The 26,084-nt window shown below is 70.1% G+C and carries 19 protein-coding genes and 1 tRNA gene; 9 read left to right on the top strand and 11 right to left on the bottom strand.

What is annotated here, in order from left to right; all coding sequences use genetic code 11:
* Window positions 1-11 precede the first annotated feature (11 nt).
* On the bottom strand, window positions 12-1,499 hold the full coding sequence (locus CG723_RS28995) for an FG-GAP-like repeat-containing protein (protein ID WP_100596442.1): 1,488 nt from the start codon (window positions 1,497-1,499) through the stop codon (window positions 12-14).
* Between the two features lie 643 nt (window positions 1,500-2,142).
* Between CG723_RS28995 and CG723_RS28990 the strand changes: the two genes are divergently transcribed.
* Entirely contained in the window at window positions 2,143-2,493 is a 351-nt protein-coding gene (locus CG723_RS28990) for a hypothetical protein (protein ID WP_199841930.1), read from the top strand.
* Between the two features lie 314 nt (window positions 2,494-2,807).
* Here CG723_RS28990 and CG723_RS28980 read toward each other — a convergent pair.
* Window positions 2,808-2,881 (bottom strand) — tRNA-Gly (locus CG723_RS28980).
* Between the two features lie 525 nt (window positions 2,882-3,406).
* Between CG723_RS28980 and dcd the strand changes: the two genes are divergently transcribed.
* From dcd to CG723_RS46455, 3 genes are all read left to right on the top strand, one after another.
* On the top strand, window positions 3,407-3,982 hold the full coding sequence (gene dcd, locus CG723_RS28975; RefSeq protein WP_100596440.1) for a dCTP deaminase: 576 nt from the start codon (window positions 3,407-3,409) through the stop codon (window positions 3,980-3,982).
* An 8-nt stretch (window positions 3,983-3,990) separates the two neighbouring features.
* Window positions 3,991-4,500, top strand: a complete 510-nt coding sequence (locus tag CG723_RS28970; RefSeq protein WP_100596539.1) for a phosphoribosyltransferase — start codon at window positions 3,991-3,993, stop codon at window positions 4,498-4,500.
* Between the two features lie 1,394 nt (window positions 4,501-5,894).
* The gene (locus tag CG723_RS46455) at window positions 5,895-6,551 is read left to right on the top strand and encodes a calcium-binding protein (RefSeq protein ID WP_159032571.1); all 657 of its coding nucleotides are present in this window, start codon (window positions 5,895-5,897) and stop codon (window positions 6,549-6,551) included.
* Between the two features lie 184 nt (window positions 6,552-6,735).
* Here CG723_RS46455 and CG723_RS28950 read toward each other — a convergent pair whose 3' ends face one another.
* The 9 genes from CG723_RS28950 to CG723_RS28910 all read right to left on the bottom strand — a co-directional run bounded on the left by CG723_RS28950 (window position 6,736) and on the right by CG723_RS28910 (window position 20,284).
* The gene (locus CG723_RS28950; RefSeq protein WP_100596438.1) at window positions 6,736-8,352 is read right to left on the bottom strand and encodes an MFS transporter; all 1,617 of its coding nucleotides are present in this window, start codon (window positions 8,350-8,352) and stop codon (window positions 6,736-6,738) included.
* A gap of 140 nt (window positions 8,353-8,492) precedes the next feature.
* Window positions 8,493-9,494 (bottom strand): Yip1 family protein, encoded by a 1,002-nt coding sequence (locus CG723_RS28945; RefSeq protein WP_100596437.1) that lies wholly within the window; start codon window positions 9,492-9,494, stop codon window positions 8,493-8,495.
* A 50-nt stretch (window positions 9,495-9,544) separates the two neighbouring features.
* Window positions 9,545-11,035 carry an FG-GAP repeat protein gene (locus CG723_RS28940; protein ID WP_100596436.1) on the bottom strand — a complete coding sequence of 497 codons (1,491 nt, stop codon included), beginning with the start codon at window positions 11,033-11,035 and terminating at the stop codon, window positions 9,545-9,547.
* A 254-nt stretch (window positions 11,036-11,289) separates the two neighbouring features.
* Window positions 11,290-11,682, bottom strand: a complete 393-nt coding sequence (locus CG723_RS28935; RefSeq protein ID WP_100596435.1) for a hypothetical protein — start codon at window positions 11,680-11,682, stop codon at window positions 11,290-11,292.
* A 36-nt stretch (window positions 11,683-11,718) separates the two neighbouring features.
* A complete protein-coding gene (locus tag CG723_RS28930; protein ID WP_100596434.1) occupies window positions 11,719-13,107 on the bottom strand; it encodes an FG-GAP-like repeat-containing protein in 1,389 nt (462 codons plus the stop codon).
* A gap of 124 nt (window positions 13,108-13,231) precedes the next feature.
* Window positions 13,232-14,704: an FG-GAP repeat protein gene (locus tag CG723_RS28925; protein WP_100596433.1), complete on the bottom strand. Its 1,473-nt coding sequence runs from the start codon at window positions 14,702-14,704 to the stop codon at window positions 13,232-13,234.
* 198 nt (window positions 14,705-14,902) lie between these two features.
* The gene (locus CG723_RS48725; protein WP_267893739.1) at window positions 14,903-16,279 is read right to left on the bottom strand and encodes an FG-GAP repeat protein; all 1,377 of its coding nucleotides are present in this window, start codon (window positions 16,277-16,279) and stop codon (window positions 14,903-14,905) included.
* 166 nt (window positions 16,280-16,445) lie between these two features.
* A complete protein-coding gene (locus tag CG723_RS28915; RefSeq protein ID WP_234374571.1) occupies window positions 16,446-17,738 on the bottom strand; it encodes an FG-GAP repeat domain-containing protein in 1,293 nt (430 codons plus the stop codon).
* A gap of 263 nt (window positions 17,739-18,001) precedes the next feature.
* A complete protein-coding gene (locus CG723_RS28910) occupies window positions 18,002-20,284 on the bottom strand; it encodes a (Fe-S)-binding protein (protein WP_100596432.1) in 2,283 nt (760 codons plus the stop codon).
* A gap of 274 nt (window positions 20,285-20,558) precedes the next feature.
* On the opposite strand from CG723_RS28910, the gene CG723_RS28905 reads away from it, so the two are divergent.
* The 5 genes from CG723_RS28905 (at window position 20,559) to CG723_RS28885 (ending at window position 25,988) form a co-directional block, all read left to right on the top strand.
* Window positions 20,559-21,590, top strand: coding sequence for an MraY family glycosyltransferase (locus tag CG723_RS28905; RefSeq protein ID WP_100596431.1), 1,032 nt, complete (start codon window positions 20,559-20,561; stop codon window positions 21,588-21,590).
* 159 nt (window positions 21,591-21,749) lie between these two features.
* Window positions 21,750-23,603: a molecular chaperone DnaK gene (gene dnaK, locus CG723_RS28900; protein ID WP_100596430.1), complete on the top strand. Its 1,854-nt coding sequence runs from the start codon at window positions 21,750-21,752 to the stop codon at window positions 23,601-23,603.
* Window positions 23,600-24,292 (top strand): nucleotide exchange factor GrpE, encoded by a 693-nt coding sequence (grpE, locus tag CG723_RS28895; protein ID WP_100596429.1) that lies wholly within the window; start codon window positions 23,600-23,602, stop codon window positions 24,290-24,292. The genes dnaK and grpE overlap by 4 nt, the downstream gene beginning before the upstream one ends.
* Window positions 24,293-24,325: 33 nt before the next feature.
* Complete coding sequence (gene dnaJ / locus CG723_RS28890; protein ID WP_100596428.1) at window positions 24,326-25,516, top strand: molecular chaperone DnaJ; 1,191 nt, start codon at window positions 24,326-24,328, stop codon at window positions 25,514-25,516.
* A gap of 4 nt (window positions 25,517-25,520) precedes the next feature.
* The gene (locus tag CG723_RS28885; RefSeq protein ID WP_100596427.1) at window positions 25,521-25,988 is read left to right on the top strand and encodes a heat shock protein transcriptional repressor HspR; all 468 of its coding nucleotides are present in this window, start codon (window positions 25,521-25,523) and stop codon (window positions 25,986-25,988) included.
* Window positions 25,989-26,084: the final 96 nt, after the last annotated feature.

Genomic DNA, 26,084 nt, shown 5'->3' with positions numbered 1-26,084 from the left:
GCGCGCCCTGCCTAGTTGGAGACGTGAGGGCTCGGCAGGGCGGCTCCGAAGTAGCCCTTGGTATTGCGGACGGTGATTCCTGCGCTCTTGCCGCAGAGGTTGAGCGAACCGCTCAGGACCGGGCCGGAGGCCGAGCCGCGGGCGGTCCACAGGCAACCGTCGCTGTTCTCCGTGGGTACGCCGACGACCGTCTCGGCCTTGCCGTCCTTATTGAGGTCGGCGAGGTGGACGGTCGCGCCGAACCAGTCGCCGGCCTCTGCGGCACCGGGTACATCAGCCGTGCTCTGGGTGTACCCGACCGCCTTGGTCGCGGTCAGGCCGGAGGCGGAGCCACGCAGCAAAACGGCCGTGCCTGCCGATTTGAGCGTGCCGACCGCCTCACCGGGAGAGCCGACGAGGACGTCGGCGTACCCGTCGGCGTTGACGTCACCGACGCTGAGCGACTGTCCGAACTGGTCGCCGTCCTCGGCTGTTCCCGGGACTCCGGCCGTGCCCTGGTGGAAGACCTGTGGCTGCTGGTCGACAGTGATGCCCTGCGCGCTGCCGTAGAGGACCTGGATCTCGCCACCGCGGTGCGCCGCGCCGGTCGCGTTCATAAGGGAATCGTCATCCGCGACACCCGTGACGAGGTCGCCGTAGCCGTCACCGTTGATGTCACCGATCTGGCCGGCGTGGCCGTCGGCGTGGGGAAGTTCGGTGGGCCAATTGGCGAGATAGTCGTCGGTCGGAGGACCGTTGTCGGCGTACACAGGTCCACGAAGGTCGTCGTCCGCGGGCCCGACCAGCCAGAAACGCTCCGCTCTGCCGTCGCCGTTCACATCTCCCATCACCACGCCACGGGTCTCGCCGAGGCGGCTTTCCCGGTAGTTGGAGGCGGCCTTTCCGGTGCGAGTGAAGGGGCCGGTGTAGGAGGCGCCCTCGCAGCGCGAGCCGATGGTCACCTCCGGGGCGCCGTCCCCGTTCATGTCGCCTGTGGCCAGGGAGTTCCCGAAGCCGCAGTACGTGCGGCCGTCCCCGTATCCGGCCGGCGGAGAGATGGTCGCACCGCCCGTCAGCCCGCTGGGCCCACCCCATACGACGGTCGCAGAGCCCCGGGACTCCTTGTCGCCGACCTGCTCCCTCGGGGTGCCGACGATCAGATCCGCGTACCCGTCCCGATCCAGATCGGCGCTGGCGACCGTCGCGCCGAAGGCGTCCCATTCCTCGGGGGCGCCGGGGACACCGGAGGTGGCCTGCGTGACGAGCGTCCGGTGCGTGGTGCTCACGGATGAGGCCGACCCGTACAGGACGACGACGGCACCGGCTTCCTCCACGCTGCCATTGGCGGCGTAGGGCGCGCCGACAGCCAGGTCCCGGTAGCCGTCACCGTTGAAGTCGTCCTGGACGGCCGCGGTGTTGGCCCCCTTGTAAGGGCTGGTGGCGGAAGCCGTCGTCGAGGTGAGGGCGAAGGCGATGAGAGGTGCGAGCACGGCGGCGGCTGCCGTGGCTGCTCTGCGCAACGGAACTCCTTGACGGAAGGACGAGGACTGCAGGGACCGCGGAGCGACTGGAGCGACAGCACTTGAAGCTCAGTCGCCCCACTGGACCCACGAGAAGCCCTCAAGGTTGTGCGGCTCGGTGGCTGTACGAGGCGCGACTGACAGGGACCCCTGTGGAGTTCGGTCTTCAACGTGTGAGTGGACGGCCGGCTCGGAGACCATTTACGCGTGCGCGGGGCAAGGGCTGCCTCGGAGCCTCGTGGCCAACGCCTGCCGTATCGCCGAGAACTGAACCCGACCCAATTCTCTGGCAGGGCGTTCAGGGGCTGATCTCGGTTGATGGGGATCTCGTAGGCGATCTCGCAGTGAGCGGCGGCGGGGTGGGGGTTGCTGCTGGTGGAGGTACTCGCGGAGAAGCGGGTCGTACGGGAGCGCGGACTCGGCGGGATCGTGAGGCGCAAATTCACCCTGATGGACGGGGGAGCCATCCGTGACGCGCGCGCGTGACGCCGACACGCCAGGCGTCGGTTCCCGATTCAACGATTTTTCGCTACATAAGGCGCCTTTGATGGCGAGTCGGACGTAACGGCGCATTGCGGACGTCAACATGCATATGTCCGACCCAGGCAGGCGCATGAGGCACCTGCCGTGAAAGGAGCATGGAATGCAGGTTTCCCGTTTTGTCGCCGCGCTGGGCGTCGCGGGCGCCATCCTGGTGGGCGGCGCCACTGGCGCCAGCGCCGCCGCCGCGCCTCCGGTGGCATCTCATGCCGCGCACGACCGTGGTGACGGCCACGGTGACAACTACAGGCGCGGCGACCACGACGGCCGCTGGGGTCACCACCGTGGCGACCGTGACGGCCGCTGGGGCCACCACCGCGACAGCCGCTGGGGTCACCACCGCGATGGCCGCTGGGGTCACCACCGCGACAGCCGCTGGGGTCACGACCGTGACGGCCGCTGGGGCCACCACCGCGACAGCCGCTGGGGTCACGACCGCTACAACCACCGCTGACCGTCCTTGGGGGTGCCCTTCCGCTGTTGGGGGAGGGCACCTCTCCGCGTCCTCCACATGGACGGCAGCCTGCACATCTCGCGCACCAGCATCAACGAGAACAATGCCCAGCGGGCCGGAGGTGTCGCCGACATCGGAGGCGGCACCACGGCCATCACGTCCGGCAACGTCAACTCGACGAGAGGGTGCGGGCTCAACGTGCGAAGCGCCACAAGGATCCGTCCGACAGCCGTAATGGTGCGGATGTGCTGCGCGACAGCTGAACAGGTCCAGACAACGAACAAGGCCCAGGTCGCTGACCTGGGCCTCAAATATGGAGCGGGTGACGAGAATCGAACTCGCACTCTCAGCTTGGGAAGCTGATGTTCTACCACTAAACTACACCCGCGTAAGACGCCGGTTGAGCCGGAGTCGTAACGTCGCACACTGTACCTCACCTCGGGCCCCCGGTGCTTTCGCCGTGGGGCCCGGATGCGTTGCGCGTGCTGGAAGTGACTGCGGGTGAAGGGAGTTGGGGCGTACGGTGGGGCCGGCTTCGAGGGTCCTTCCGCGTGCGGAGTGCCGCCTGGAGTGGCGTCCCTTTCATCCCGTAATGTGACCCATCGTTGTCAGCCAGAAATGGCGTAGTGGCTCGTGGGGAAGGGACTCTGGGACTCGATGGAGCGCACATTCGTCCGTTGTGCCGAGGGGCACGTGTTCAGCACCGCTTCGTTCCCGATGCAGCAGGCCGACCGGCTCGGACCCGGCCGGCTGATCCGATGTCCGCGGTGTGCGCGGCTGAGGAACGCGGTTCCTGTGGAGTTCGAGAAGCGGTAGCCGGCGCATAGCCGGAAGGCAGGCGCGCGGGTGCGCCACAGTCGCGGTGCAATGGCCGGATTGTGGCGGGCCCGCGCGCTCTGCGTATCCTCGCTACGTGCTTCTCTCAGACAAGGACATCCGGGCCGAGATCGACGCCGGGCGGGTCCGCATCGATCCGTACGACGAATCCATGGTGCAGCCCTCGAGCATCGACGTGCGGCTCGACCGCTACTTCCGGGTGTTCGAGAACCACCGCTACCCGCACATCGACCCCGCGGTGGAGCAGGCCGACCTGACGCGGCTCGTGGAGCCGGAGGGCGACGAGCCCTTCATCCTCCACCCCGGCGAGTTCGTGCTCGCCTCCACGTACGAGGTCATCTCACTGCCGGACGATCTCGCCTCGCGCCTCGAGGGCAAGAGCTCCCTCGGCCGGCTCGGGCTCGTCACGCACTCCACCGCCGGCTTCATCGACCCCGGGTTCTCCGGGCACGTCACGCTGGAGCTGTCGAACCTCGCGACGCTGCCGATCAAGCTGTGGCCGGGCATGAAGATCGGGCAGCTGTGCATGTTCCGGCTCAGCTCGCCCGCCGAGTTCCCCTACGGCAACGAGCGCTACGGGTCCCGCTACCAGGGCCAGCGCGGCCCGACGGCCTCCCGTTCCTTCCTCAATTTCCATCGAACGCAGGTGTGAGCAGCAGCATGAGTGACGTACGCGAGAACCTTACGTACGAGAAGTTCGGCGTTGCCGTGCGCGAGCTGGCGCAGACGATCGCCGACGACGGGTACGAGCCGGACATCGTGCTGTCCATCGCGCGCGGTGGCGTCTTCGTGGCCGGCGGCCTCGCGTACGCGCTCGACTGCAAGAACATCCACCTCGTGAACGTCGAGTTCTACACGGGCGTGGGAACGACGCTCGAGATGCCCGTCATGCTGGCGCCCGTGCCCAACGCGATCGACTTCTCGGACAAGAAGGTGCTCATCACCGATGACGTCGCCGACACCGGGAAGACCCTGAAGCTGGTCCACGACTTCTGCCTCGACACCGTGGCCGAGGTGCGCTCCGCCGTGATCTACGAGAAGTCGCACTCGCTCGTGAAGTGCGAGTACGTGTGGAAGCGTACGGATGAGTGGATCAACTTCCCGTGGAGTGTCTTGCCTCCGGTACACAGGTCTGGCGAGGCCCCCAAGGAGAACTTGGAAGCGCTCTGACGCGTGACGATTCGCACGCCTGGGCGCAGCGGACGTACTAGGGCCCCTCAGTTGATGACTGAGGGGCCCTAGCGCTGTCAGGAGTGTTGAGACCTGCTGATCCGTAGGCGCGTGCCATGCGTTCCTGTGACGTTCGTCGGCGTTGATGTCAGCGGATGCCGCCCGGTGTTCTCGGTCTTCTTCTGGGCGGTTGCGGATGGATGCAGCTACCTGACCAGGCAGGGGCATGCCAGACACGCTCGAAAGGTACATAAAAAGGACTTATTCACCATTGTGGTTCTTTCCGTCACATAGAGTGCGCCTGCGCGCATCGTGGGGTATGGAGGCGCGGGCCTGCTGCTGACTGCGCACGGGTGCTGACAGGGCTGACACCAAGGAACCAGGAGAGATCGGTGAACGAAAGACATACGCGACCGTCTTTGATCACGGGGGCGTGGCGACGGCGCGCGGAGCCTGGCAATGGCCGGCGCTGGTGCAGCGTGGGCACCGCGACAGCCCTTTGCGTGGTCTTGTCCGGTCTCGGGATGGCTCCGGTGGCGGCGGCCACGGCGTCCCATCGTGCAGTCGACATCGATCAGACCTTCACCTTCACGGGTGCCCCGCAAAGTCTCACCATCCCTGCGAACGCGGTAGCGACGATCACAGCTGACGGCGCCGGCGGCGGCAGTGCTGTCAGTGGAACCTGTCCCAATGGAGGGACGGGTGGCACCGGGGCGCGGGTGGTCAGCACTCTTCCGGCCTCCGCGACCCCGAGGGTCGTCACCGTCAATGTGGGTGGCACCGGCGGCGCAGCCTGTACTAACGGCGGTGGCACCGGTGGCTACAACGGCGGAGGTACCGGCGGAAATGGAACCACCACTCCCGTGTCCACCGGCTCGGGCGGGGGCGGGGCGTCAAGCGTGGCGACGGGCGGAAGCCTGCTCCTGGTAGCGGGTGGAGGAGGCGGCACCGGGGGACGCAATCTCCCATCCCAGGGAGGTAATGGCGGAACCCCCGACGGCACTGCGGGAGGCACAGGCGGGACTCTCGGCGGTTCGCCCGGGGGCGGCGGTGGCGGAGGCACCACCAGTGCGGGAGGTACGGCAGGCACGGGAGCTGTCGCCGGGCCCTGCACGGGCCAGGCCGGCAACACAGGGGGCGGATTCTCCGGTGCGACGGTCGGCACGGGAGGTGCCGGCGGTAACTACTCCGGCTGTGGCGCCAGTCTCGTTGTCAGTGGCGGCGGAGGCGGCGGAGGTGGCTACTTCGGTGGTGGCGGTGGTGGCGCCTCCGCCACCACCGCTGGTGCGGCCGGCGGGGGGAGCGGTGGTGGGGGCAGCAGCTTCGCCACCCCCACGGCAACGGGCACCACGTACAGCGCCTCGCCGATCGGAACACCCAGTGCCAACGGCCAGGTGACGATCAGCTACACGATCCAGGATCTGGCCTTCGTCACCACCAGCCCGCTACCCGGCGCGACCCAGAACACCCCCTACTCCACCACCCTGCAGACCACGGGCGGCACCGGCAACCCCACCTTCGCCGTCACCGGCGGCGCGCTGCCCCCCGGCCTCACCCTCAACGCCACCACTGGCGCCATCACCGGCACCCCGACCACGACCGGCGCTTTCACCTTCACCGTCACGGCCACCGACCCCGATCCGGATGTCCCGCCGGCCGTAAGGGAGTTCACCATCACGGTCCAGGCCCCCACCTGCGCCACCGCCACCCCGACTATCACCGGCACCAATCGCGCCAACGTACTCATCGGCACCCCCGGTGACGACGTCATCTTCGGCCTCGGCGGCAACGACTACATCGACGGCCGCGGCGGCAACGACGTCCTGTGCGGCGGCGCCGACAGCGACCGCGTCATCGGTGGCGACGGCAACGACCGCATCGAAGGCCAGGACGGCGCCGACGTCCTCACCGGCGGCAACGGCAACGACGCCCTCTTCGGCGGCAACGGCAACGACGTCCAGGACGGCGGCCCCGGCACCAACACCAACAACGGCGGCCCCGGCACCAACGTCTGCGTCCGCCCCCTCAGCGGCCCCGGCTGCACCATCTGAGATCAAAGCGCTGACAGATGGCGCGGGGTGACAAGCAACTAACGTCACAGAGCAGCCTGGTCCGTCGAGCCGCCCGTCGTGAGCCGGGCCGGGCAGGTTCTGGACGCCTGAGCAGGCGGCACGGCATACAGCGCGCGTGGGGCCCGGACACACAGTGCCGGGCCCCACGCGCGTTTCCGGCGGGCTAGGGCGTGGCCGAGCGGGGCTGGGTCGTCGGGATCCGTGAGGTGAAGAACATGGCGAGCAGCGAGGCGAGGGCGAGGACGGCCAGTGCGGCGCGGAGGCCGTCGAGCCGTGCTTCGTTGTTCGCGTCGAGCGCCGCCTGCGAGACCTCCGCGCTCGTGCCGGCTTCGCCGAGCGCGGTCTTGAGCTGAGCGTCCGAGAGGAAGGGCGCGCCGCTCTGGAGCTCGACGGAGGTCTGGCTCTTGACGTCGGCCGGGACCGCCGGGTTCTGCTCGATGCCGGTGACGAACGAGGTCGTGAGCGCGGCGATGAGGATCGACCCGGCGAGTGCTGTACCGAGCGAGGCGCCCAGGTTGGTGACGGCGTTCTGGACCCCGCCGACCTCCGCGCTCTGTGCCTCCGGCACCGCGGACACGGTGACCGACCCGAGCTGGGACGCCAGCGCGCCCATGCCGAGCCCGATCAGCAGGAGGGGGAGGGTGACGATCTCCGCACCGGCTCCCGCGTCGAGTGCGGCCATCAGGGCCACCGCGCCGGCGAGCAGCGCGAGGATCCCGAGCCGCACCACCCGGCGCGGTGAGACATCCGGGAGGAAGCGCGGGATCAGGATTGCGGCGGCCAGCAGCGTCAGCGAGAGCGGCAGGATGCGGGCACCGGTCTTGAGCGCGGACAGGCCCAGGGCGACCGACAGATACAGCGGGACGACGAAGAACACGCCCATCTGCACGAGGTACTGGAAGAAGAACATCGTGAGGCCACCGGTGAGCTGCTTGTTCTGCAGCAGGGCCGGGTCGATGAGTGGCTCCTTGCGCCGCTTCACCAGGCGGGCCTCCCAGCGGAGGAAGAGCCAGATCAGCAGCAGACCGGCCAGCGCCAGCCACACGACCAGCGAGATCCCGAGCCAGGAAGGCGCGCCGGGTTTGGGCTGGAACCATCCCCATTCGTCAGAGCGGAGCACTCCGTAGACGAAGATCCCGAGTCCGAGGGCGGAGAGCACGCAGCCGAGGAGATCGATGCGGGAGCGTTCGCCCACCGGCGCGTCGGCGATGCGGCGGGCGAGTACGAGGATGCCGAGCACCACCACGACCTCACCGGCGAACACCCAGCGCCAGGAGAAGTACGTCGTCGCGACGCCTCCGATGAGCGGCCCCACCGCGATCGCCACGGCCCCTGCGGCCGCGACGAGTCCGTACGCGGCGGGACGGCGTTCCGTGACGAAGTTGCCCGCCACGAGCGCCACGATCGCGGGCATGATGAGAGCGGCTCCGACGCCTTCGAGGAGCGCCCAGCCGAGCAGCAGTACGGGGAGGTTGGGCGCGAGTGCTGTGGTCAGGGAGCCGCAGCCGTAGATGATGCAGCCGATCATGAAGGCGCGTTTGCGGCCGATCAGCGCACCGACCTTGCCGCCCGGGATCATGAACATCGCCATCACGAGGGTGTACGCCGTGATGGCGCCCTGGATCCCCGTCACGGTCGTGCCCACGTCCTCGGCCACGGTGGCGATCGAGACGTTCATGACCGAGCTGTCGAGAGCCATCAGGAACTGACCTGCCGCGAGTGTCAGCAGGACCAGTCGCGCCGTCGTCGAACTCTCAGCCGTGCCTGCCGCAGGTGCCATGGGCGCATGGTGGCAGCTGCCCCGGAGGCCGCTGTTCCGACCCGCCACCGGCGTCACCCGTTGGCGGCGACGAGGTGGCGGCGAACGCGAGTGGGGCCCGGCACTGTGTGTGCCGGGCCCCACTCAGGTGTCCCAGGTCTCTAGAACGTGCCCAGCTTGATGATCGACAGGAGCGCGATCAGCTGGATCGCGGAGGCGGCCAGCGCCTTCGGCCACGGGAGGTCGTGCGATCTGCCGACCATGAGCGTCAGCAGGAAGCCCGCGAGCGCCCACGTCGCCCAGCCGATGATCTGCACGAACGGGGCGTCGCCGCCGAGGAACATCGCGAAGAGCAGGCGCGGGGCGTCCGTGATCGCGGTGATCAGCATCGCGAGGCCGACCGTGGGCTGCCACGCTCCGTCACCGCCGAGCTGGCGGGCCAGCGTGTGCGTGACCACGCCGAGCACGAAGAAGCTGAGGGTGATCGCCACGCCGGTCGTGAGGACGTACGGGACCGCCGCCGAGAGCGTGGCATTGATCACGTCCTCGCGGGCCGAGTCGAAGCCGAAGATCGCGAGCAGCCCGTAGAGGAACGTCACGATGAGGGCGGGGCCCCACATCGCGTAGTCCCGCATCTGGAGGTACGTCTGGCCGGGGCGCAGGACGACCCCGGACAGCAGCTGCTTCCAGTGCAGCCGCGGACCGACGGGCGCGGCCGGGGCCGAGCCCGCCCGGTACGTGTCGCCCTGGCTGTACGGGTCCTCGCCCACGGAGAACGCCTGGGTGTGCCCCGGGTTGTTCGCCGCGTACGGGTCATAGCCCTGGCCCTGCTGACCGTGCCCCTGCGGGCCGTTCGGGTCGCCGAAGTACTCCGGCTCGCCGTGGCCTCCGGACTGGGGCCACTGCTGCTGACCGTACGGCTGCTGCGGTTGCCGGCCGCCGTACCGGTGCTGCTGCGGTTGCCCGTTCGGGGGCGCGGGAGGGTAGCCGTACGGGGCCTGCCCCTGGGGGGCACCCTGTCCGTACGGTCGCGATTGCGAGGCGCGGTTGTCCCGGCCGCGTCCGATCCTGAATCCAGCCACGTCATCGAACGTACCTGGTCCCGGGGAGTGAGGTGCCGGGCCCGGTGGATCGGGCCCGGCTTTGCTGCCGAGCTGTGACATCCCCTAAGGGAACTTTCAGGGTGTTCCCGGGGGCCGGGGCGGGTGGGGCGTCAGTCGGTGAAGTTGCCGCCGAGGGCCGGGGTGCCCGACGCGGAGATGCCGAGCGTGGAGGTGTAGATGCCGGAGGACGCGGCGAGCGTGCCGTCGGCCTTCACCTTCACCGGGTAGACGGCGCCGTTGTAGCCGTTCTCGCCGTCGGCGCCGACGAGGATCTCGTCCCGGCCGTCGTGGTTGAGGTCGTCCAGGTGCACGTCGGAGCCGAACTCGTCGTTCTTCTCGTTGGTGTTGGGGACGTAGGCGTTGTTCTGCTCCAGGAACAGGGCGCCCGTGCCGGTGATGCCCGAGCCGTCGGCGGAGCCGTACAGGACGGTGGCCGCGCCCGCGTTGGCGCCGCCCGTCAGGTCCTCGCCGGGGGCGCCGACGACCAGGTCGAGGTGGCCGTCGCCGTTGACGTCGCCGAGGTCGATCTCGCCGCCGAAGGAGTCACCCTTCTCGCTGGAGCCGGGGACGCCCGCGGTGTTCTGCGTGAACTTCTCGGTGTCGCCGGCGGACGGGCCGCTCGCCGTGCCGTGCACGACGTACACCGAGCCGCCCGTGGTGGCGCCCGCGATGCCGGAGTCCCAGTCGTTGCCGATGACGATGTCGTCGTAGCCGTCCTCGTCGGTGTCACCGAGGTCGGTGATGATGCCGGCGGGGAGCTTCTGGGAGCCGGCGGCGGCCAGGCCCGTGGCGCTGCCGGGGATCCAGTAGTTGGCGTTGAGGTTGTCCGCCGGGTCGTAGCCGTTGACGATCAGGTCGTCCTTGCCGTCGCCGTTCGCGTCGCCGGAGTGCAGGTTGTTGATGCCGTCGCCGGTCTGGACGCCGGTGCTCAGCGTCGCGCGGCTCGCGGCGCTCGCGCTACGGGTGAAGCCGCCGGAGAAGACGTCGACCTTGGTGGAGCCGAAGGCGCCGATGGCGAGGTCGTCCTTGCCGTCGCCGTCGAAGTCGCCCGCCTCGACGGGGCCGCCGAAGTGGTCGTGGCTGGTGGGCCGCGGGTCCGCCACCGTGCTGCCGCGGGTCAGCCCGTTCGGCGAGCCCCACAGGATGGCGGCCGTGCCGCCGTCCTTGTCCGTGCCGACATCCTCGCCGGGCGCGGCGACCAGGACGTCGTCATAGCCGTCGCCGTCGAAGTCGCCGTATGCGGAGTCGGCGCCGAAGAAGTCGTCGCTCTCGGCGGTGCCGGGGATTCCGGCCGTGTTCTGGCTGACGGTGGCGTAGTGGTTGCCGGTGGCTCCGCCGTAGATGACGGCGAGCTGGCCGGCGTTCGCCTTGCCGCTCACGTAGGCGCCGGACGCGGAGGCGACGGCGTCCGCGTAGCCGTCGCCGTTGAAGTCGGCGTCACCCTGGGCGACACCGGCCGGAACTGTGTCGGCTGACGCCACCCCGGCCGACGTGGCCAGCAGGCCCCCGGTCAGCGCGGCGGCGGCCGCCGTGGCCGTGGCGAGCCGGATCCGGGCGGGGGAGGGCTCGGGCGTGCGCTTGTGCTTGGCGTGCCTGGTCATGCGTGTGACTCCTGCGTCAACCGGGGGATGTGGGGGCATCCGCAGTCAGTAAGGGTGCGTTCCGTCGGCGTTTGCCGGGAGTTGTCCCGGGCGTGGCCTTGCGGTTGGCGAACAGGAGACGGTTGGTGGGGGTGGAGGGTTGTACGGGGCGAGTGGGAATCCGTGGGATCCGCGGGCGGGGCGGCGCGCCACCGGACATGAACGAGCCCCGTCGGCCGGGGCGGGCCGACGGGGCTCGTTCACGCGGGTGTGCCCTACTGAAGGAAGCCCTCGATCAGGTCCGACGGGACCGATGCGGCGCCCGTGGTGGTGATTCCGGAGGCCGAGCCGGGCAGGCGGAGCGAGCCGACCGTCCCCGCCACGTACAGGTCGGCGTAGCCGTCGCGGTCGGTGTCCCGCAGCCGCACCGCGGAGCCGAACGAGTCGTCCGAGTCGAGCGCCCCGGTGACGCCGGGGCTGTTGCGGGCGAACCACTGGGAGCCGGTGCCGCTGATGCCGGCGGCGCGGCCCTTGAAGACGCGGACGCCGCCCGCGTACTCCTTGTCGTCGATCTTCTCGCCGTAGGCGCCGACGGCCAGGTCCTGGTAGCCGTCGCCGAGGGCGGCCGCTACGAGGGCCGTCAGGGCTGTGATGGTGCGCAGGCGCACGTCGGGCTCCTGTGGGTGAGACCGGGAGGGGTGGGGTCAGTCGGTGAGTTCGGCCCAGTAGAAGCCGGCGAGTTCCGGGGCCTGGGCGAGGAAGGAGCCCGTGCCGGTCGGGCCCGATGCGGTGCCGGGCAGAAGGTAGAGGCGGTTCACCTCAGGGGCGGATGCGACCAGTTCGGCGCGGCCGTCGCGGTTGAAGTCGCGCAGCTGGACGGAGGCGCCGAGCCAGCCCTCCTCGGTGGTCTCGCCCTCGACGCCCGGCGTGGCGTAGTCGTACCAGCGGGAGTTCGTGCCGGTGATGCCGGAGGAGGTGCCGCGCAGGACGGTGATGCCGCCCGCGCGGAACGGGCCGTCGCCGATCATCTCGCCCTTCACGCCGACGGCCAGGTCCGGGTAGCCGTCGCCGTTGGTGTCCGCGGCCGAGACGTCGCTGCCGAAGGAGTCCGCGGACTCCGGGGAGCCCGCGATGCCGGACGTGGACTGGGTGATCTTCTTGGCGGAGGCGCTGGGGCCGGTGGACGTGCCGGGCAGGATGTAGACCGCGCCGCCGGTGCCGGTGCGCGGGGCGCCGACGGTCAGGTCGCCGTAGCCGTTCTTGTCGTAGTCGGCGATGGTGACCGAGGCCTCCATGAGGGAGGCGGCGGCGGGCAGGCTGACCTTCTTGGTCTTGGTGGGGCCGCTCGACGACCCCTTGTAGAACCAGACGCGGTTGCTGTCGGTGTCCCAGTCGTCGCCGAGGACCGCGAAGTCGGCGGTGCCGTCCTTCGTGACGGTGCCCGCGACGACGCGGTCGGGGGAGATGTTCTCGCCGTCGATCGGGTCGAGGTTGGTGGCGCTGCCGCGCGAGCCCGACTTGGTGAACGGGCCGCGCAGGTACCAGATGTTGTCGTCGTCAATGGTCACGACGTCCTGCTTGCCGTCGGCGTTGAAGTCACCGACGGCGAGGTCCTTGACGAACCCCTTGTCCGGGTACTTGGGGTTCTTGTACGCGCTGCCGCTGGTCAGGCCGGACGCGGAGCCCCACAGGACGGTGAACGTGCCGTGGTAGCTGCCGTCGTTCTCGCCGGGCGCCGTGGCGATCACGTCGGCGTAGCCGTCGCTGTTGAGGTCGCGGCTGGTGATGTCGGTGCCGAACCCGTCGCCGGCCTCCGCCGAGCCGGGGATGCCGGCGCTGTTCTGGGAGACGGTGGTGTGCCGGGACGCCGGGCCGAGGCCGGTGGCGGAGCCGTACACGACGACGACGGCACCCGCCTTCGAGGCCCCGCCGACCGTGGCACCGCGGTCGCCGACGGCGAGGTCACGGTAGCCGTCGCCGTTGAAGTCGTCCGCGGACGCAGCGGTGGCGGCCGTCGCCGGGGTGGTGAGGGCCGCGGGGGCGAGCAGGCCGGAGGTCACGGCTGCTGCCAGGGCAAGGGCGCGCTTGCGCATGGTGTCGGGCTTTCCTGGAGTCAGGGGAGGCCGGGCCCGCGACGGGGACGCGGGCCCGGCCGGCTGGGGGTGGTGCATGGGCCCGCGCCGAAGAGGCGCGGGCCCAACCTGGAGCAGAAGGCCGTCAGTTGGCCGCGTTGCCGCCCAGCGTCGGGGAGGCGTCCGTCGAGATGGCGAGGGAAGTCGCCGAGAAGGAACGCGTGCCCGTCGTGGTGATCTTCGTGCCGTTCGACGGGAGGTACGTCAGCGCGCCGTTGCCGCTGTTCTCGCCGTACGCGCCGATCGTCAGGTCGGCCTTGCCGTCGCCGGTGACGTCGGTGAGCTTGACCTCGTTGCCGAAGTAGTCCTTCGTCTCGTCCGAGCCGGGGACGCCGGCCGTGGACTGGGCGAAGAACTGGCCGCCGGACTGCGTGTTGATGCCGCTCGCCGAGCCGTAGAGGACCGTCACCGAACCGGCGTCGGTGACGCCGCCCAGGTTCTCGCCGGCGGCGCCGACGACCAGGTCCTGGTAGTGGTCGCCGTTGATGTCGCCGAGGGACAGCTCGCCGCCGAAGTCGTCGCCGCGCTCGGAGCCGCCGGGCACGTTGCCGGTGTCCTGGCTGATGGCGGTGGTGGTGGCGGGGCCGCTCGCCGAGCCGTACGTGATGTTGACCTTGCCGCCGTCGGTCGATCCGGTCGGGTCCGGGGACCCGTCCGTGGGCTCGTCCCACTGCTGGCCGGTCACGATGTCGCCGAAGCCGTCGCCGTTCACGTCGCCGATGTCGGTGATGACGCCGGGCCTCAGTGTCTGCGCGGACGAGGCGACGAGGCCGGACGCGCTGCCGGGGATGTAGTAGTTGGTGTTCCAGCCGTCGCTGGTGTTCGTCTCGAAGCCGTCGACCACGAGGTCGGTGGCTCCGTCGCCGTTCACGTCACCCGCGGTGAGGGTGAGCGGGCCGGTGCCGCTGCCGGACTGGATCGGGGGCTTGAGCGTGTAACGGCCGCCCGCGGTACCGGTCTTGGCGATGCCGCCCTTGTAGACGTAGACCGTGGCGGCCGTGGAGCCGACCGCGAGGTCGTCCTTGCCGTCGCCGTCGAAGTCGCCGGCGGCGAGCGTCTTGCCCCACTGGTCGTGGGAGGAGACGGCGGGGTCCGCGATCGTCGTGCCGCCGGTGAGGCCCGACGGAGAGCCCCACATGATCATGACGGTGCCGCCGTCGGTGTCGCCGTCCACGTCCTCGTAGCGCGCGGACGCGGCCAGGTCGTCGTAGCCGTCGTCGTTGAAGTCGCCGTACGCGCTGACCCAGCCGAAGCCGTCGTTGGTCTCGGCGGTGCCGGGGACGCCCGTCGTGTTCTGGCTGACGGTCTTGCGGGTGGCGGCGTTCAGGCCGTTCGCGGAGCCGTACAGGGCGACGAACTGGCCGGCGCCCTTCTTGCCGCCGACCGTCGACCAGCCGGCGGAGAACGCGACGTCCCCGATGTGGTCGCCGTTGAAGTCGGCCTCGTGGTGGTGGACGGAGTCGGCGGCGAGGGCCGAGCCCGTGGAGAGGGAGAGCAGCCCGCCCGTCAGCGCGACCGCGGCGGCCGAGGCGAGGGCGATACGTATGTGCTTGTGCATGCGGGATTCTCCTGCAGCATGCGGGGATGCCTGGCGGGCATCCGCAGTCAATGGGGTGCGTTCCGCCGGTGTTTGCCGGGAGTTGTCCCAGGCGTGGCCCTGCGGTTGGCGAACAGGAGACTCGTAGTGGGGCCGGAGGGTTGTATGTGGTTCACAGTTATTTCCGGCCGCCCGGGCTTTCGGTGTTCCGGGGCCCGTTCAGCGCAGGACCGTCCCGAAGGCGCGGCCCGCTCCGCTCGTCGCCGTTCCGAAGTCCGCGCCGTTGAAGGACGTGGCGTACGACGTGGTGACGTACGGGACCGCGCCGCGCAGGACCCAGACGGCGCCCGCGTCGGCCGAGGTGCCGATGTCCTCGCCGTTCGCGCCGATCGCCAGGTCGGCCCGGCTGTTCTTGTTGATGTCCTTGAAGCGCAGGGACGAGCCGAAGTGGTCGCCCGCCTCCGGGACGCCGGGTACCCCGGCCGTGTCCTGGTGGTAGGCACGGCCCGCGCCGAGCCCGCCGGTGCCGCCCTTGAGGACGGTGACGCTGCCCGTTCCCGTGACCGTGCCGACGCTCTCGCCGGGCGCGCCCACGGCGACGTCCGCGTACCCGTCGTGGTCGAGGTCGCCGGCGCTCACGGCGGCGCCGAAGCGGTCCTCCGGCTCGTCGGCGCCGGGTACGCCCGCGGAGTCCTGCGTGTACGTCTTCGTGGTCCCGAAGGAGCCCTGCGCGCCGTAGCGCACGGTGACCGAGTTCGCGGCGGCGTTGCCGGTGACGAGGTCGGTGTAGCCGTCGCCGTTCACGTCGGCGGCCGCGGCCGCTTCCCGGGTGGCGCGCGGGTCGTCGCCCTCGGCGACTACGCCCGAGTAGTAGCCGATGTCGCCGACGCCGCCCTTCATGTACACGCTGTAGGGCTTGCCGTCGGCGCGCTCCCCGTAGAGGACGTACGTGTAGCCGTCCTTGGAGAGGAAGTGGGCGGCCTCCATGCCCTCCAGGTGTACGCCGTCCGGCAAGAAGTCGACCTCGGGGGCGATCGCGCGGGTCGGGTCCTCGCTCTCGGCGTAGTACCACCAGCCGTCGGCGCTGATCACGGCGAGGTTCTCGGCCTCGTCCCCGTCGATGTCGACGAAGGAGGTGCCTTCGCCGAAGCGTTCGGTGTCGGTGGTGGGGGAGTTGAGGACCTTGGCGCCCTTGTTGAAGGCCTTGGGGCCGCCCCAGACGATGGTGACGGAGCCCGTGGTGTTGCCGGTGACCCGCTCGCCGGGCGCGCCGACGATCAGGTCCGCGTAGCCGTCGTCGTCGACGTCGCCCGAGGTGACGTTCTCGCCGAACTCGTCCTCCGGCTCGGTGACTCCGGGCACCCCGGCCGTGCTCTGGGTGACGGTCACGGCGTGGGACGGGCTCACGCCGCTCGCGGAGCCGAACGTGACCGTGACGGAGTTGGCGCCCGGGGTGCCGACGGCCAGGTCGCGGTAGCCGTCGCCGTTGAAGTCGTCCTTGAGCGTGGTGGCAGCGGAGGCGGTTCCGGCGAGCGGCAGGGTGAGTCCGGCCGCCGCGACGACGGCGGCACCTGCGGCGATGACGAGCTTGCGCATACGCACGAGAAGCACTCCCGGGAAATGGGGGGAAGGGGTTCCGGGGGTGGGACTCGTGAGGTGAGGGGATGGTTGTGTCCGGGTGGCCGTGCGGTGAACAGCGGATGCGGGAGGCGGGGTGGACGCCGGCGGCACCGAGCGTGGCGCACGCCGGCCCCGCCCGCTCTCAGAACTCCGCGGTGGAGAAGGTGACTTGAGGCTCTCCGGCCAGGAGCGCGCCGCCCTTGACCCCGGGGTACACGGCGATCGTGTCCGTGCTCTCGCCGCGGTACGTGCGGACCACGAGGTCGGCGCGTCCGTCGCCGTCGAAGTCGGTCGCCTCGAGGACCTGGGTGGTGCCGGCGGCCCCGGGGGTGACGGTCGCGGCCGCCCTTCCGTTCGCGGGCAGGACCTTCGGGGCCTTCGACGCGCCGCCGGACACGACGAGTTCTGCCACGCCGTCCCCGTCGAAGTCACCCGCGGTGATGGCCGTTCCGGTGGCCTTGAGGGCGGCGGCGCCCGGCTGCGAGAGGGTGACGCCGGAGGCCGTGAGCAGCGCGGTGTCCGCGCCGGCGCCCTTGGTGAAACGGCCCACCGCGAGGCCGAGGCCGGACGGCAGCGCGGCGCCGGAGCGGGCCGGTCCCTGCGGGCCGCCCAGGACGATCCGGGACGGTGACGAGCCGCGGGAGGTGCGCCGCACGAGGAGGTCGTCGTACCCGTCGCGGTCGACGTCGAAGGCGGGGCCCACGGGTACGTTGCCGGGTGCGGTCAGCGGCTTGCCGGCCGCGCGCGGGGCGCCCTTGCGCGTGAAGGGGCCGCGCAGGAAGCTCAGCCGCCCGCCGCTCGCGTGGACCGTGAGGTCTACCGAGCCGTCCCCGTCGAAATCGCCGCACACCGGCTGGTCCGGCCAGTCGTTGCCGAACCGCGCCTGGGCGGGGACGACGAGCTTCACGCCCTGGTGGGTGAGCCCGCCCGGGCCGCCGAACAGGATCTGCAGCGGCACCGGCGGCTGCCCCTGCCCGTCGAACGGCGGATCGGTCGACACCACCAGATCGGTGAAGCCGTCCTTGTCGAGGTCGCAGCTCGCCTCGGAGTCGAACGCGGCGGGCGTCTCGCCCTTCGTCGGCGCCGCGTACTTCGCGGGACGCAGCAACTGCCGCGCCCCGGGCACGAGTCCGTGCCCCTTCTTCCCGTACACGACCCCGATCCCGGCGTCGTCCCCGAGCCCGTCGTGCACGAGATCGTCCAGTACGAGGTCGGGGGCGCCGTCCCCGTTGAAGTCGTGCGGCACCTTGCTGCCGCGGCCGTGCGGGACGGGGAGCGCGGCGCCGGACTTGCCGGCCATGGCCACGGGGCGGTGCTTGGCGGCGGCGGGCTTGTCGTCGCCGCCGCAGCCGGTGACGGCGGCGACCATGAGCAGGGTGCACCCCGCCGCGGCCCTGCGTATCGCGGCGCTGCGGCCGCCCCGTATGCCCACCATCGCCTCTGACCCCGCCCGCCTCATGCGCCACTTGACCCGTTCATGATGCCGCCGGGGTGAGGGAGGGGGTAGGGGCGGGGCCTGCCGGTTTGGTCACGGAGCGCGGCCCCTGTCCCGTAAACGCCCTTTCTCTGTCCCGAAAACGCCCCTCCGGTGGCCCGTCACACGCCTCTCCGGGAACGCCGAAGGGGCCGACCGGGTCTCCCCGATCGGCCCCTCCACGTACGTCGGATCCGCGTACGGAACCCCCGGTTACCGGACCGCTACTTCACCGGCTCCGGCTCCGGCGCGTCCTCGGTCTCCTCCGAACCCGCCGGGTCGACCGGCGTCTTCACGGAGTCGAGGAGCAGCTGGGCCACGTCGACGACCGTGACGGACTCCTTGGCCTGGCCGTCGTTCTTCTTGCCGTTGACGGAGTCGGTCAGCATGACGAGGCAGAACGGGCAGGCGGTGGAGACGATGTCGGGGTTCAGCGACAGCGCCTCGTCAACACGTTCGTTGTTGATGCGCTTGCCGATCCGCTCCTCCATCCACATCCGCGCGCCGCCGGCGCCGCAGCAGAAGCCGCGCTCCTTGTGGCGGTGCATCTCCTGCTGACGCAGGCCTGGGACGGCGTCCATGATCTGACGCGGGGGCGTGTAGACCTTGTTGTGACGGCCCAGGTAGCAGGGGTCGTGGTAGGTGATCAGACCCTCGACCGGCGTGACCGGGACGAGCTTGCCCTCGTCGATGAGGTGCTGGAGCAGCTGGGTGTGGTGGATTACTTCGTAATCGCCGCCGAGCTGCGGGTACTCGTTGCCGATGGTGTTGAGGCAGTGCGGGCAGGTCGCGACGATCTTCTTCGCCGACTTGGGCTTCGCCGACTCGGCAACGACCTTGCCGTCGTCGTCGAGCTCCTCGCCGAACGCCATGTTCAGCGCCATGACGTTCTCCTGGCCGAGCTGCTGGAACAGCGGCTCGTTGCCCAGGCGGCGGGCGGAGTCACCGGTGCACTTCTCGTCGCCGCCCATGATCGCGAACTTGACGCCCGCCATGTGCAGCAGCTCCGCGAAGGCCTTGGTGGTCTTCTTCGCCCGGTCCTCCAGGGACCCCGCGCAGCCGACCCAGTAGAGGTACTCGACCTCGGTGAGGTCCTCGATGTCCTTGCCGACGACCGGGACCTCGAAGTCGAGCTCCTTGAGCCACTCAAGGCGCTGCTTCTTCGCCAGGCCCCAGGGGTTGCCCTTCTTCTCCAGGTTCTTGAGCATCGTGCCCGCCTCGGACGGGAACGCGGACTCGATCATCACCTGGTAGCGGCGCATGTCGACGATGTGGTCGATGTGCTCGATGTCGACCGGGCACTGCTCGACGCAGGCGCCACAGGTGGTGCAGGACCACAGGACGTCCGGGTCGATGACGCCGTTCTCTTCGAGGGTGCCGATCAGCGGGCGCTCGGCCTCGGCCAGCGCGGCGGCGGGAACGTCCTTGAGCTGTTCCTCGGTCGCCTTCTCCTCGCCCTCCATCGACTTGCCGCCACCGGCGAGCAGGTAGGGGGCCTTGGCGTGCGCGTGGTCGCGCAGCGACATGATCAGGAGCTTCGGCGAGAGCGGCTTGCCGGTGTTCCAGGCGGGGCACTGCGACTGGCAGCGGCCGCACTCGGTGCAGGTGGAGAAGTCCAGCAGACCCTTCCACGAGAACTGCTCGACCTGGCTGACGCCGAAGACGTCGTCCTCGCCCGGGTCCTCGAAGTCGATCTCCTTGCCGCCGCTGGTCATCGGCTGCAGCGCGCCGAGGGCCGTACCGCCGTCCGCCTCGCGCTTGAACCAGATGTTCGGGAACGCGAGGAAGCGGTGCCAGGCGACACCCATGTCGGTCTTCAGGGCGACCGTGATCATCCAGATGAAGGAGGTCGCGATCTTCAGCCCGGCGAAGAAGTACGTGAGGTTCTGCAGCGTGGAGACGTCCATGCCGCGGAACCAGGAGACGACCGGGTACGAGACGAAGAACGAGGCCTCGTAGCTGTCCACATGGTGCTGGGCGCCCTCCAGGGCGTGCAGCGTGAAGATGCAGATGCCGACGATGAGGATGACGGCCTCGACGAAGTACGCCTGGCCGGTGTTGGACCCGGCGAAGCGGGACTTGCGGCCCGGCCGGTCCGGCCGGTTCAGCTGCCGGATGACGATCAGCGTCAGGATCCCGAGGGCCGTCATCGTGCCGAGGAACTCGACGAAGACGTTGTACGGGGCCCATTCACCGATGATCGGGAGCAGCCAGTCGGCCTGGAAGAGCTGGCCGATGGCGTTCACGATCGTCAGCAGCAGCGAGAAGAAGCCCACCGCCACGAACCAGTGCGCCACGCCGACGATGCCCCAGCGGTTCATCCGGGTGTGGCCGAGGAACTCCTTGGCCACCGTCACGGTGCGCTGTACGGGTTCGTCGGTTCGGGTGCCGGCGGGGACGTTCTGGCCGAGCCGCATGAAGCGGTAGATCTGCGCGATGGCTCGGACGAACAGTGCGACGCCGACCACGATCAGGACCAGCGACACGATGATCGCGGCGAGTTGCATTCGGGGGCTCCTCGGGCCTGCGAGGGTGGATATTCAGCGATTACTAAGCGGTAACTTATTTCAGTCCATGCTGAGACTACCCACTTGTGTGGCCGCACTGTAGCCAGCCGGGCGGTGATCTGCGTCGCTGAGGCAACCCTCGGTCGACAGCGAAAGCAAATCGTGTTATTCACTCCATATTGCGACATAAGCGACTAGCTTATGAAGGTCTCCGGCCGGGCGTGCCCTCCGGTGTCACCCCGATACCGCAAACCGAGCTGACGGGACGTCCGCCGTGTCCTACGGGATCGCCGCCGCCGCGACCGCCCTGCTGGCGGCCTCCGCCCTCACCGCCCTGCTCCGCCTTGTCGCCCTGCGCACCGGATTCACCGTCCGGCGGGTGGGCCGCGCGGGGCGCAGGACGCCGCGCCTGGGCGGCGCCGCCGTCGCCACGGTGACGGCCGTGGTCGCCACCGTCGGAGCCTGCACCGGACTCCTTCCGCTCGGCTCCGGCGCGCTGACGCTGCTGATCGCGGCGGGGGCCGTCGCCGCGCTCGGGTTCCTCGACGACCTGCGGCCGGTGGGGGCGCGGGCCCGCGTCGTCGTCGAGGCGGGGGCGGCGACCTTCGTCGTGCACACCGCTCAACTCGGCTTTCTGGTCGGCGCGCTGGCCGTCCTGTGGATCGTCTTCGTCACCAACGCCTGCCGGCTCTTCGACACCTCGGACGGGGCGCTCGGCACCGTCGCCGTCGTGGCCGCGCTCGGCCTGAGCGCCTGTGCCACCACCCAGGGGCTCGGCCCGCTCGCCGCCACTCTCGGGGTGCTCGCGGCGGCGCTCACCGGGTTCCTCATGCACAACTGGTACCCCGCGCGGATGCACCTCGGGAGCTGCGGGTCCCTGTTCACGGGCTTCCTGCTGGCGTCCGCCGCGGTCCTGGTGAACGCGGGCCACGAGGCGCTGCCCGGCGCGGGCTCGCTGTTCGCCGTGACGGTCGTGGTGACGGCGGACGCGGCCCTCGTCGCGGTGTCGCGGCGGCGCGCGGGGCGGCCGCTCTTCCAGGGCGGCGCCGACCACATCGCGCACCGGCTCCGCCTGCTCGGCCTCACCCCGCGGGGCGTGGCGGTGGTGCTCGGCGTCGCGTCGCTCGCCGGTGCGGTGACCGGACTCCTGCTGCACGACGGGACGCTGGATCCGCTGGCCGCGCTGTTGCCGCTCTGCGCGGCGGCCGGGTCGGTCGCCGGGCTGCTGCGGGTGCCGGTCTACGGGCTGCGGCGGCGGGTTCACCGGCCCGTAAGGACCGCCGTTGTGGACGTCGCAGGTTCATGACGAAGGCCCCGACGCGGTAGCTGACCTGCGCGTATCCCCTGGCTTCCATAAGGGCCACATAAAAGTTGAGTCGGCCCGACTCAGCTCTGTTGACTGAACAGCGGTCGTCATGCATCCTTGAGCCAGATCCACTCAAGTAGTCATGCTGGAGGAATTGAAATGGCACGTGCGGTCGGCATCGACCTGGGCACGACTAACTCCGTCGTCAGCGTTCTCGAAGGCGGCGAGCCCACCGTCATCACCAACGCCGAGGGCGCCAGGACCACGCCGTCCGTCGTCGCCTTCGCCAAGAACGGTGAGGTGCTCGTCGGAGAGGTCGCGAAGCGCCAGGCGGTCACCAACGTCGACAGGACGATCCGTTCGGTCAAGCGCCACATGGGCACTGACTGGAAGATCGAGATCGACGGCAAGAGCTTCAACCCGCAGCAGATGAGCGCCTTCATCCTGCAGAAGCTGAAGCGCGACGCCGAGGCGTACCTGGGCGAGAAGGTCGCGGACGCGGTCATCACCGTCCCGGCGTACTTCAACGACTCCGAGCGCCAGGCGACGAAGGAGGCCGGCGAGATCGCCGGTCTGAACGTCCTGCGTATTGTCAACGAGCCGACGGCCGCTGCCCTGGCCTACGGTCTCGACAAGGACGACCAGACCATTCTCGTCTTCGACCTCGGTGGCGGCACCTTCGACGTCTCGCTGCTCGAGATCGGCGACGGCGTCGTCGAGGTGAAGGCCACGAACGGCGACAACCACCTCGGTGGTGACGACTGGGACCAGCGCGTCGTCGACTACCTGGTCAAGCAGTTCAACAACGGCCACGGCGTGGACCTCTCCAAGGACAAGATGGCGCTCCAGCGCCTGCGCGAGGCCGCCGAGAAGGCGAAGATCGAGCTCTCGTCCTCGACCGAGACCACGATCAACCTGCCCTACATCACGGCGTCCGCCGAGGGCCCGCTGCACCTGGACGAGAAGCTCACGCGCGCCCAGTTCCAGCAGCTCACGTCCGACCTTCTGGAGCGCTGCAAGACGCCGTTCCACAACGTCATCAAGGACGCGGGCATCCAGCTCTCCGAGATCGACCACGTCGTTCTCGTCGGTGGCTCGACCCGTATGCCCGCCGTCGCGGAGCTCGTCAAGGAGCTGACCGGCGGTCAGGACGCCAACAAGGGTGTGAACCCGGACGAGGTCGTCGCCATCGGCGCCGCCCTGCAGGCCGGTGTCCTCAAGGGTGAGGTCAAGGACGTCCTGCTCCTCGACGTGACCCCGCTGTCCCTCGGCATCGAGACCAAGGGAGGGATCATGACGAAGCTCATCGAGCGCAACACCACGATCCCGACCAAGCGTTCCGAGATCTTCACGACGGCCGAGGACAACCAGCCGTCCGTGCAGATCCAGGTCTACCAGGGCGAGCGCGAGATCGCGGCGTACAACAAGAAGCTCGGGATGTTCGAGCTCACCGGTCTGCCGCCGGCCCCGCGTGGTGTCCCGCAGATCGAGGTCGCCTTCGACATCGACGCCAACGGCATCATGCACGTGACCGCGAAGGACCTGGGCACGGGCAAGGAGCAGAAGATGACCGTCACCGGCGGCTCCTCGCTGCCGAAGGACGAGGTCGACCGGATGCGCCAGGAGGCCGAGCAGTACGCGGACGAGGACCACCGTCGCCGCGAGGCCGCCGAGACCCGCAACCAGGGCGAGCAGCTCGTCTACCAGACGGAGAAGTTCCTCAAGGACAACGAGGACAAGGTCCCCGGCGAGGTCAAGACCGAGGTCGAGGAGTCCATCGCCGAGCTGAAGGAGAAGCTCAAGGGCGAGGACACCGCCGAGATCCGCACCGCCACCGAGAAGGTCGCCGCCGTCTCGCAGAAGCTGGGCCAGGCCATGTACGCCGACGCCCAGGGCGCGCAGGCCGCGGGCGGTCCCGAGGCCGGAGCCCCGGGCGACGAGCACAAGGCCGCTGATGACGACGTCGTCGACGCCGAGATCGTCGACGAGGACCGCAAGGACGGTGCCGCGTGACGGAGGAGACCCCGGGCTTCAGCGAGAGCGACGAGCCTGACGTCCCCTCCGGCGCCACCTCCGACGACGCCGAGCCGAAGGCCGCTCCCTCGCCCGACAAGGGCGAGGGGGCGGCCCCGGCCGGGGACGCAGCAGCAGGAGCCGCTTCGGCGGTTCAGAACGTAGGCCTGACGGCCCAGCTGGACCAGGTACGCATGGCGCTCGGCGAGCGCACCGCGGACCTCCAGCGGCTCCAGGCCGAGTACCAGAACTACCGTCGCCGGGTGGAGCGGGACCGGGTCACGGTCAAGGAGGTCGCGGTCGCGGGCCTTCTGACCGAGCTCCTTCCCGTACTCGACGACATCGGCCGCGCCCGCGAGCACGGCGAGCTGGTCGGCGGCTTCAAGTCGGTCGCCGAGTCGCTCGAGATGGTCGCCGCCAAGATGGGGCTCCAGCAGTTCGGCAAGGAGGGCGAGCCCTTCGACCCGACGATCCACGAGGCCCTGATGCACTCGTACGCGCCGGACGTCACCGAGACGACCTGCGTCGCGATCCTGCAGCCGGGCTACCGGATCGGCGAGCGCACCATCCGCCCCGCGCGGGTGGCCGTGGCCGAGCCGCAGCCCGGGGCCCAGCCGGCCAAGGGCGAGTCCGCCAAGGACAACGGCGCGGCCGACGACGAGGAGAGCGGTGGCCCGGACGAGGGCTGACGTCAGTAAGCAGCGAGAGGAGGGACGTCGAGGATGAGCACGAAGGACTTCATCGAGAAGGACTACTACAAGGTCCTCGGCGTCCCCAAGGACGCCACCGACGCCGAGATCAAGAAGGCGTACCGCAAGCTCGCCCGTGAGAACCACCCCGATGCCAACAAGGGCAACGCCAAGGCGGAGGAGCGCTTCAAGGAGATCTCCGAGGCGAACGATGTCCTCGGTGACCCCAAGAAGCGCAAGGAGTACGACGAGGCGCGCGCCCTCTTCGGCAACGGCGGATTCCGTCCGGGGCCGGGCGGGCCGGGCGGCGGCTCCTTCAACTTCGACCTGGGCGACCTCTTCGGAGGCGGCGCCCAGGGCGGTACGGCGGGGGGTGCCGGCGGGTTCGGCGGCGGACTCGGGGACGTCTTCGGCGGCCTGTTCAACCGGGGCGGCGCGGGCGCCGGCACGCGCACGCAGCCGCGCCGCGGTCAGGACATCGAGTCCGAGGTCACCCTCAGCTTCACCGAGGCGGTCGACGGGGCGACGGTGCCGCTGCGCATGTCGTCGCAGGCGCCCTGCAAGGCCTGTTCCGGCACCGGCGACAAGAACGGCACACCGCGCGTGTGCCCGACCTGCGTCGGCACGGGCCAGGTCTCGCGCGGCGGCGGCGGCGGTTTCTCGCTGACCGACCCGTGCGTGGACTGCAAGGGCCGCGGCCTGATCGCGGAGACCCCCTGCGAGGTCTGCAAGGGGTCGGGCCGTGCGAAGTCCTCCCGGACGATGCAGGTCCGCATTCCGGCCGGTGTCTCGGACAACCAGCGCATCCGGCTGCGCGGCAAGGGAGCGCCGGGCGAGCGGGGCGGCCCCGCGGGCGACCTGTACGTGGTCGTGCACGTGGACTCCCACCCGGTCTTCGGCCGCAAGGGCGACAACCTCACGGTCACGGTCCCGGTCAGCTACCCGGAGGCCGCGCTCGGCGGCGAGGTCAAGGTCCCCACGCTCGGCGGGCCTCCGGTCACGCTCAAGCTGCCCCCGGGCACGCCGCACGGGCGGACGATGCGGGCCCGCGGCAAGGGCGCCGTCCGCAAGGACGGCACCCGCGGCGATCTGCTCGTCACGGTGGAGGTCGCGGTCCCCACGGATCTGACCGACGCCGCGAAGGACGCCCTCGAGGCGTACCGGAAGGCGACTGCGGAGGCCGATCCGCGGGCAGAACTGTTCCAGGCCGCGAAGGGAGCATGAGCGTATGGACGGCCGTCGACGACAGAGTTCCTTTGTTGGCAGGGCCTACGAGCTGACCGACGAGAGTCCGGTCTATGTCATCTCGGTGGCCGCCCAGCTCAGCGGGCTGCATCCGCAGACCCTGCGCCAGTACGACCGTCTCGGCCTGGTCTCCCCGGACCGCACGGCGGGCCGCGGCCGGCGCTACTCGGCCCGCGACATCGAACTGCTCCGCCAGGTGCAGCAGTTGTCGCAGGACGAGGGCATCAACCTCGCGGGCATCAAGCGCATCATCGAACTGGAGAACCAGGTCGCGGCGCTTCAGCAGCGGGTCGCGGAACTCTCGACGGCGGTCGAGGGAGCGGCGGCGGCGATGCAGCAGCGCGAGGCGGCCGTTCACGCCTCCTACCGGCGGGACCTGGTCCCGTACCAGGAGGTCCAGCAGACGAGCGCGCTGGTGGTGTGGCGGCCCAAGCGGGCGCCGGAGCAGTAGGCGCAACGGATACGCGCATGCGTGAAGGGGCCTGGAGGCCGACAGTCGTCGGCCTCCAGGCCCCTTCGTGTGTCCCTCGGCGCCGCCCCGACGCCT

The sequence above is a fragment of the Streptomyces sp. CB01635 genome (genome assembly GCF_002803065.1).
GTDB lineage: Bacteria > Actinomycetota > Actinomycetes > Streptomycetales > Streptomycetaceae > Streptomyces.
The sequence above is the reverse complement of the archived record's forward strand: the minus strand, read 5'-3'. Positions and strand labels throughout refer to the sequence as shown.

Excerpts from the sequence above, each read along its gene's own strand:
- CG723_RS28990 (WP_199841930.1), top strand. The coding sequence starts at position 2,143 with ATGCAGGTTTCCCGTTTTGTCGCCGCGCTGGGCGTCGCGGGCGCCATC.
- CG723_RS28970 (WP_100596539.1), top strand. The coding sequence starts at position 3,991 with ATGAGTGACGTACGCGAGAACCTTACGTACGAGAAGTTCGGCGTTGCC.
- CG723_RS28950 (WP_100596438.1), bottom strand. The coding sequence starts at position 8,352 with ATGGCACCTGCGGCAGGCACGGCTGAGAGTTCGACGACGGCGCGACTG.
- CG723_RS28945 (WP_100596437.1), bottom strand. The coding sequence starts at position 9,494 with ATGTCACAGCTCGGCAGCAAAGCCGGGCCCGATCCACCGGGCCCGGCA.
- CG723_RS28940 (WP_100596436.1), bottom strand. The coding sequence starts at position 11,035 with ATGACCAGGCACGCCAAGCACAAGCGCACGCCCGAGCCCTCCCCCGCC.
- CG723_RS28930 (WP_100596434.1), bottom strand. The coding sequence starts at position 13,107 with ATGCGCAAGCGCGCCCTTGCCCTGGCAGCAGCCGTGACCTCCGGCCTG.
- CG723_RS28925 (WP_100596433.1), bottom strand. The coding sequence starts at position 14,704 with ATGCACAAGCACATACGTATCGCCCTCGCCTCGGCCGCCGCGGTCGCG.
- CG723_RS48725 (WP_267893739.1), bottom strand. The coding sequence starts at position 16,279 with ATGCGCAAGCTCGTCATCGCCGCAGGTGCCGCCGTCGTCGCGGCGGCC.
- CG723_RS28915 (WP_234374571.1), bottom strand. The coding sequence starts at position 17,738 with ATGGTGGGCATACGGGGCGGCCGCAGCGCCGCGATACGCAGGGCCGCG.
- CG723_RS28910 (WP_100596432.1), bottom strand. The coding sequence starts at position 20,284 with ATGCAACTCGCCGCGATCATCGTGTCGCTGGTCCTGATCGTGGTCGGC.
- dnaK (WP_100596430.1), top strand. The coding sequence starts at position 21,750 with ATGGCACGTGCGGTCGGCATCGACCTGGGCACGACTAACTCCGTCGTC.
- dnaJ (WP_100596428.1), top strand. The coding sequence starts at position 24,326 with ATGAGCACGAAGGACTTCATCGAGAAGGACTACTACAAGGTCCTCGGC.
- CG723_RS28885 (WP_100596427.1), top strand. The coding sequence starts at position 25,521 with ATGGACGGCCGTCGACGACAGAGTTCCTTTGTTGGCAGGGCCTACGAG.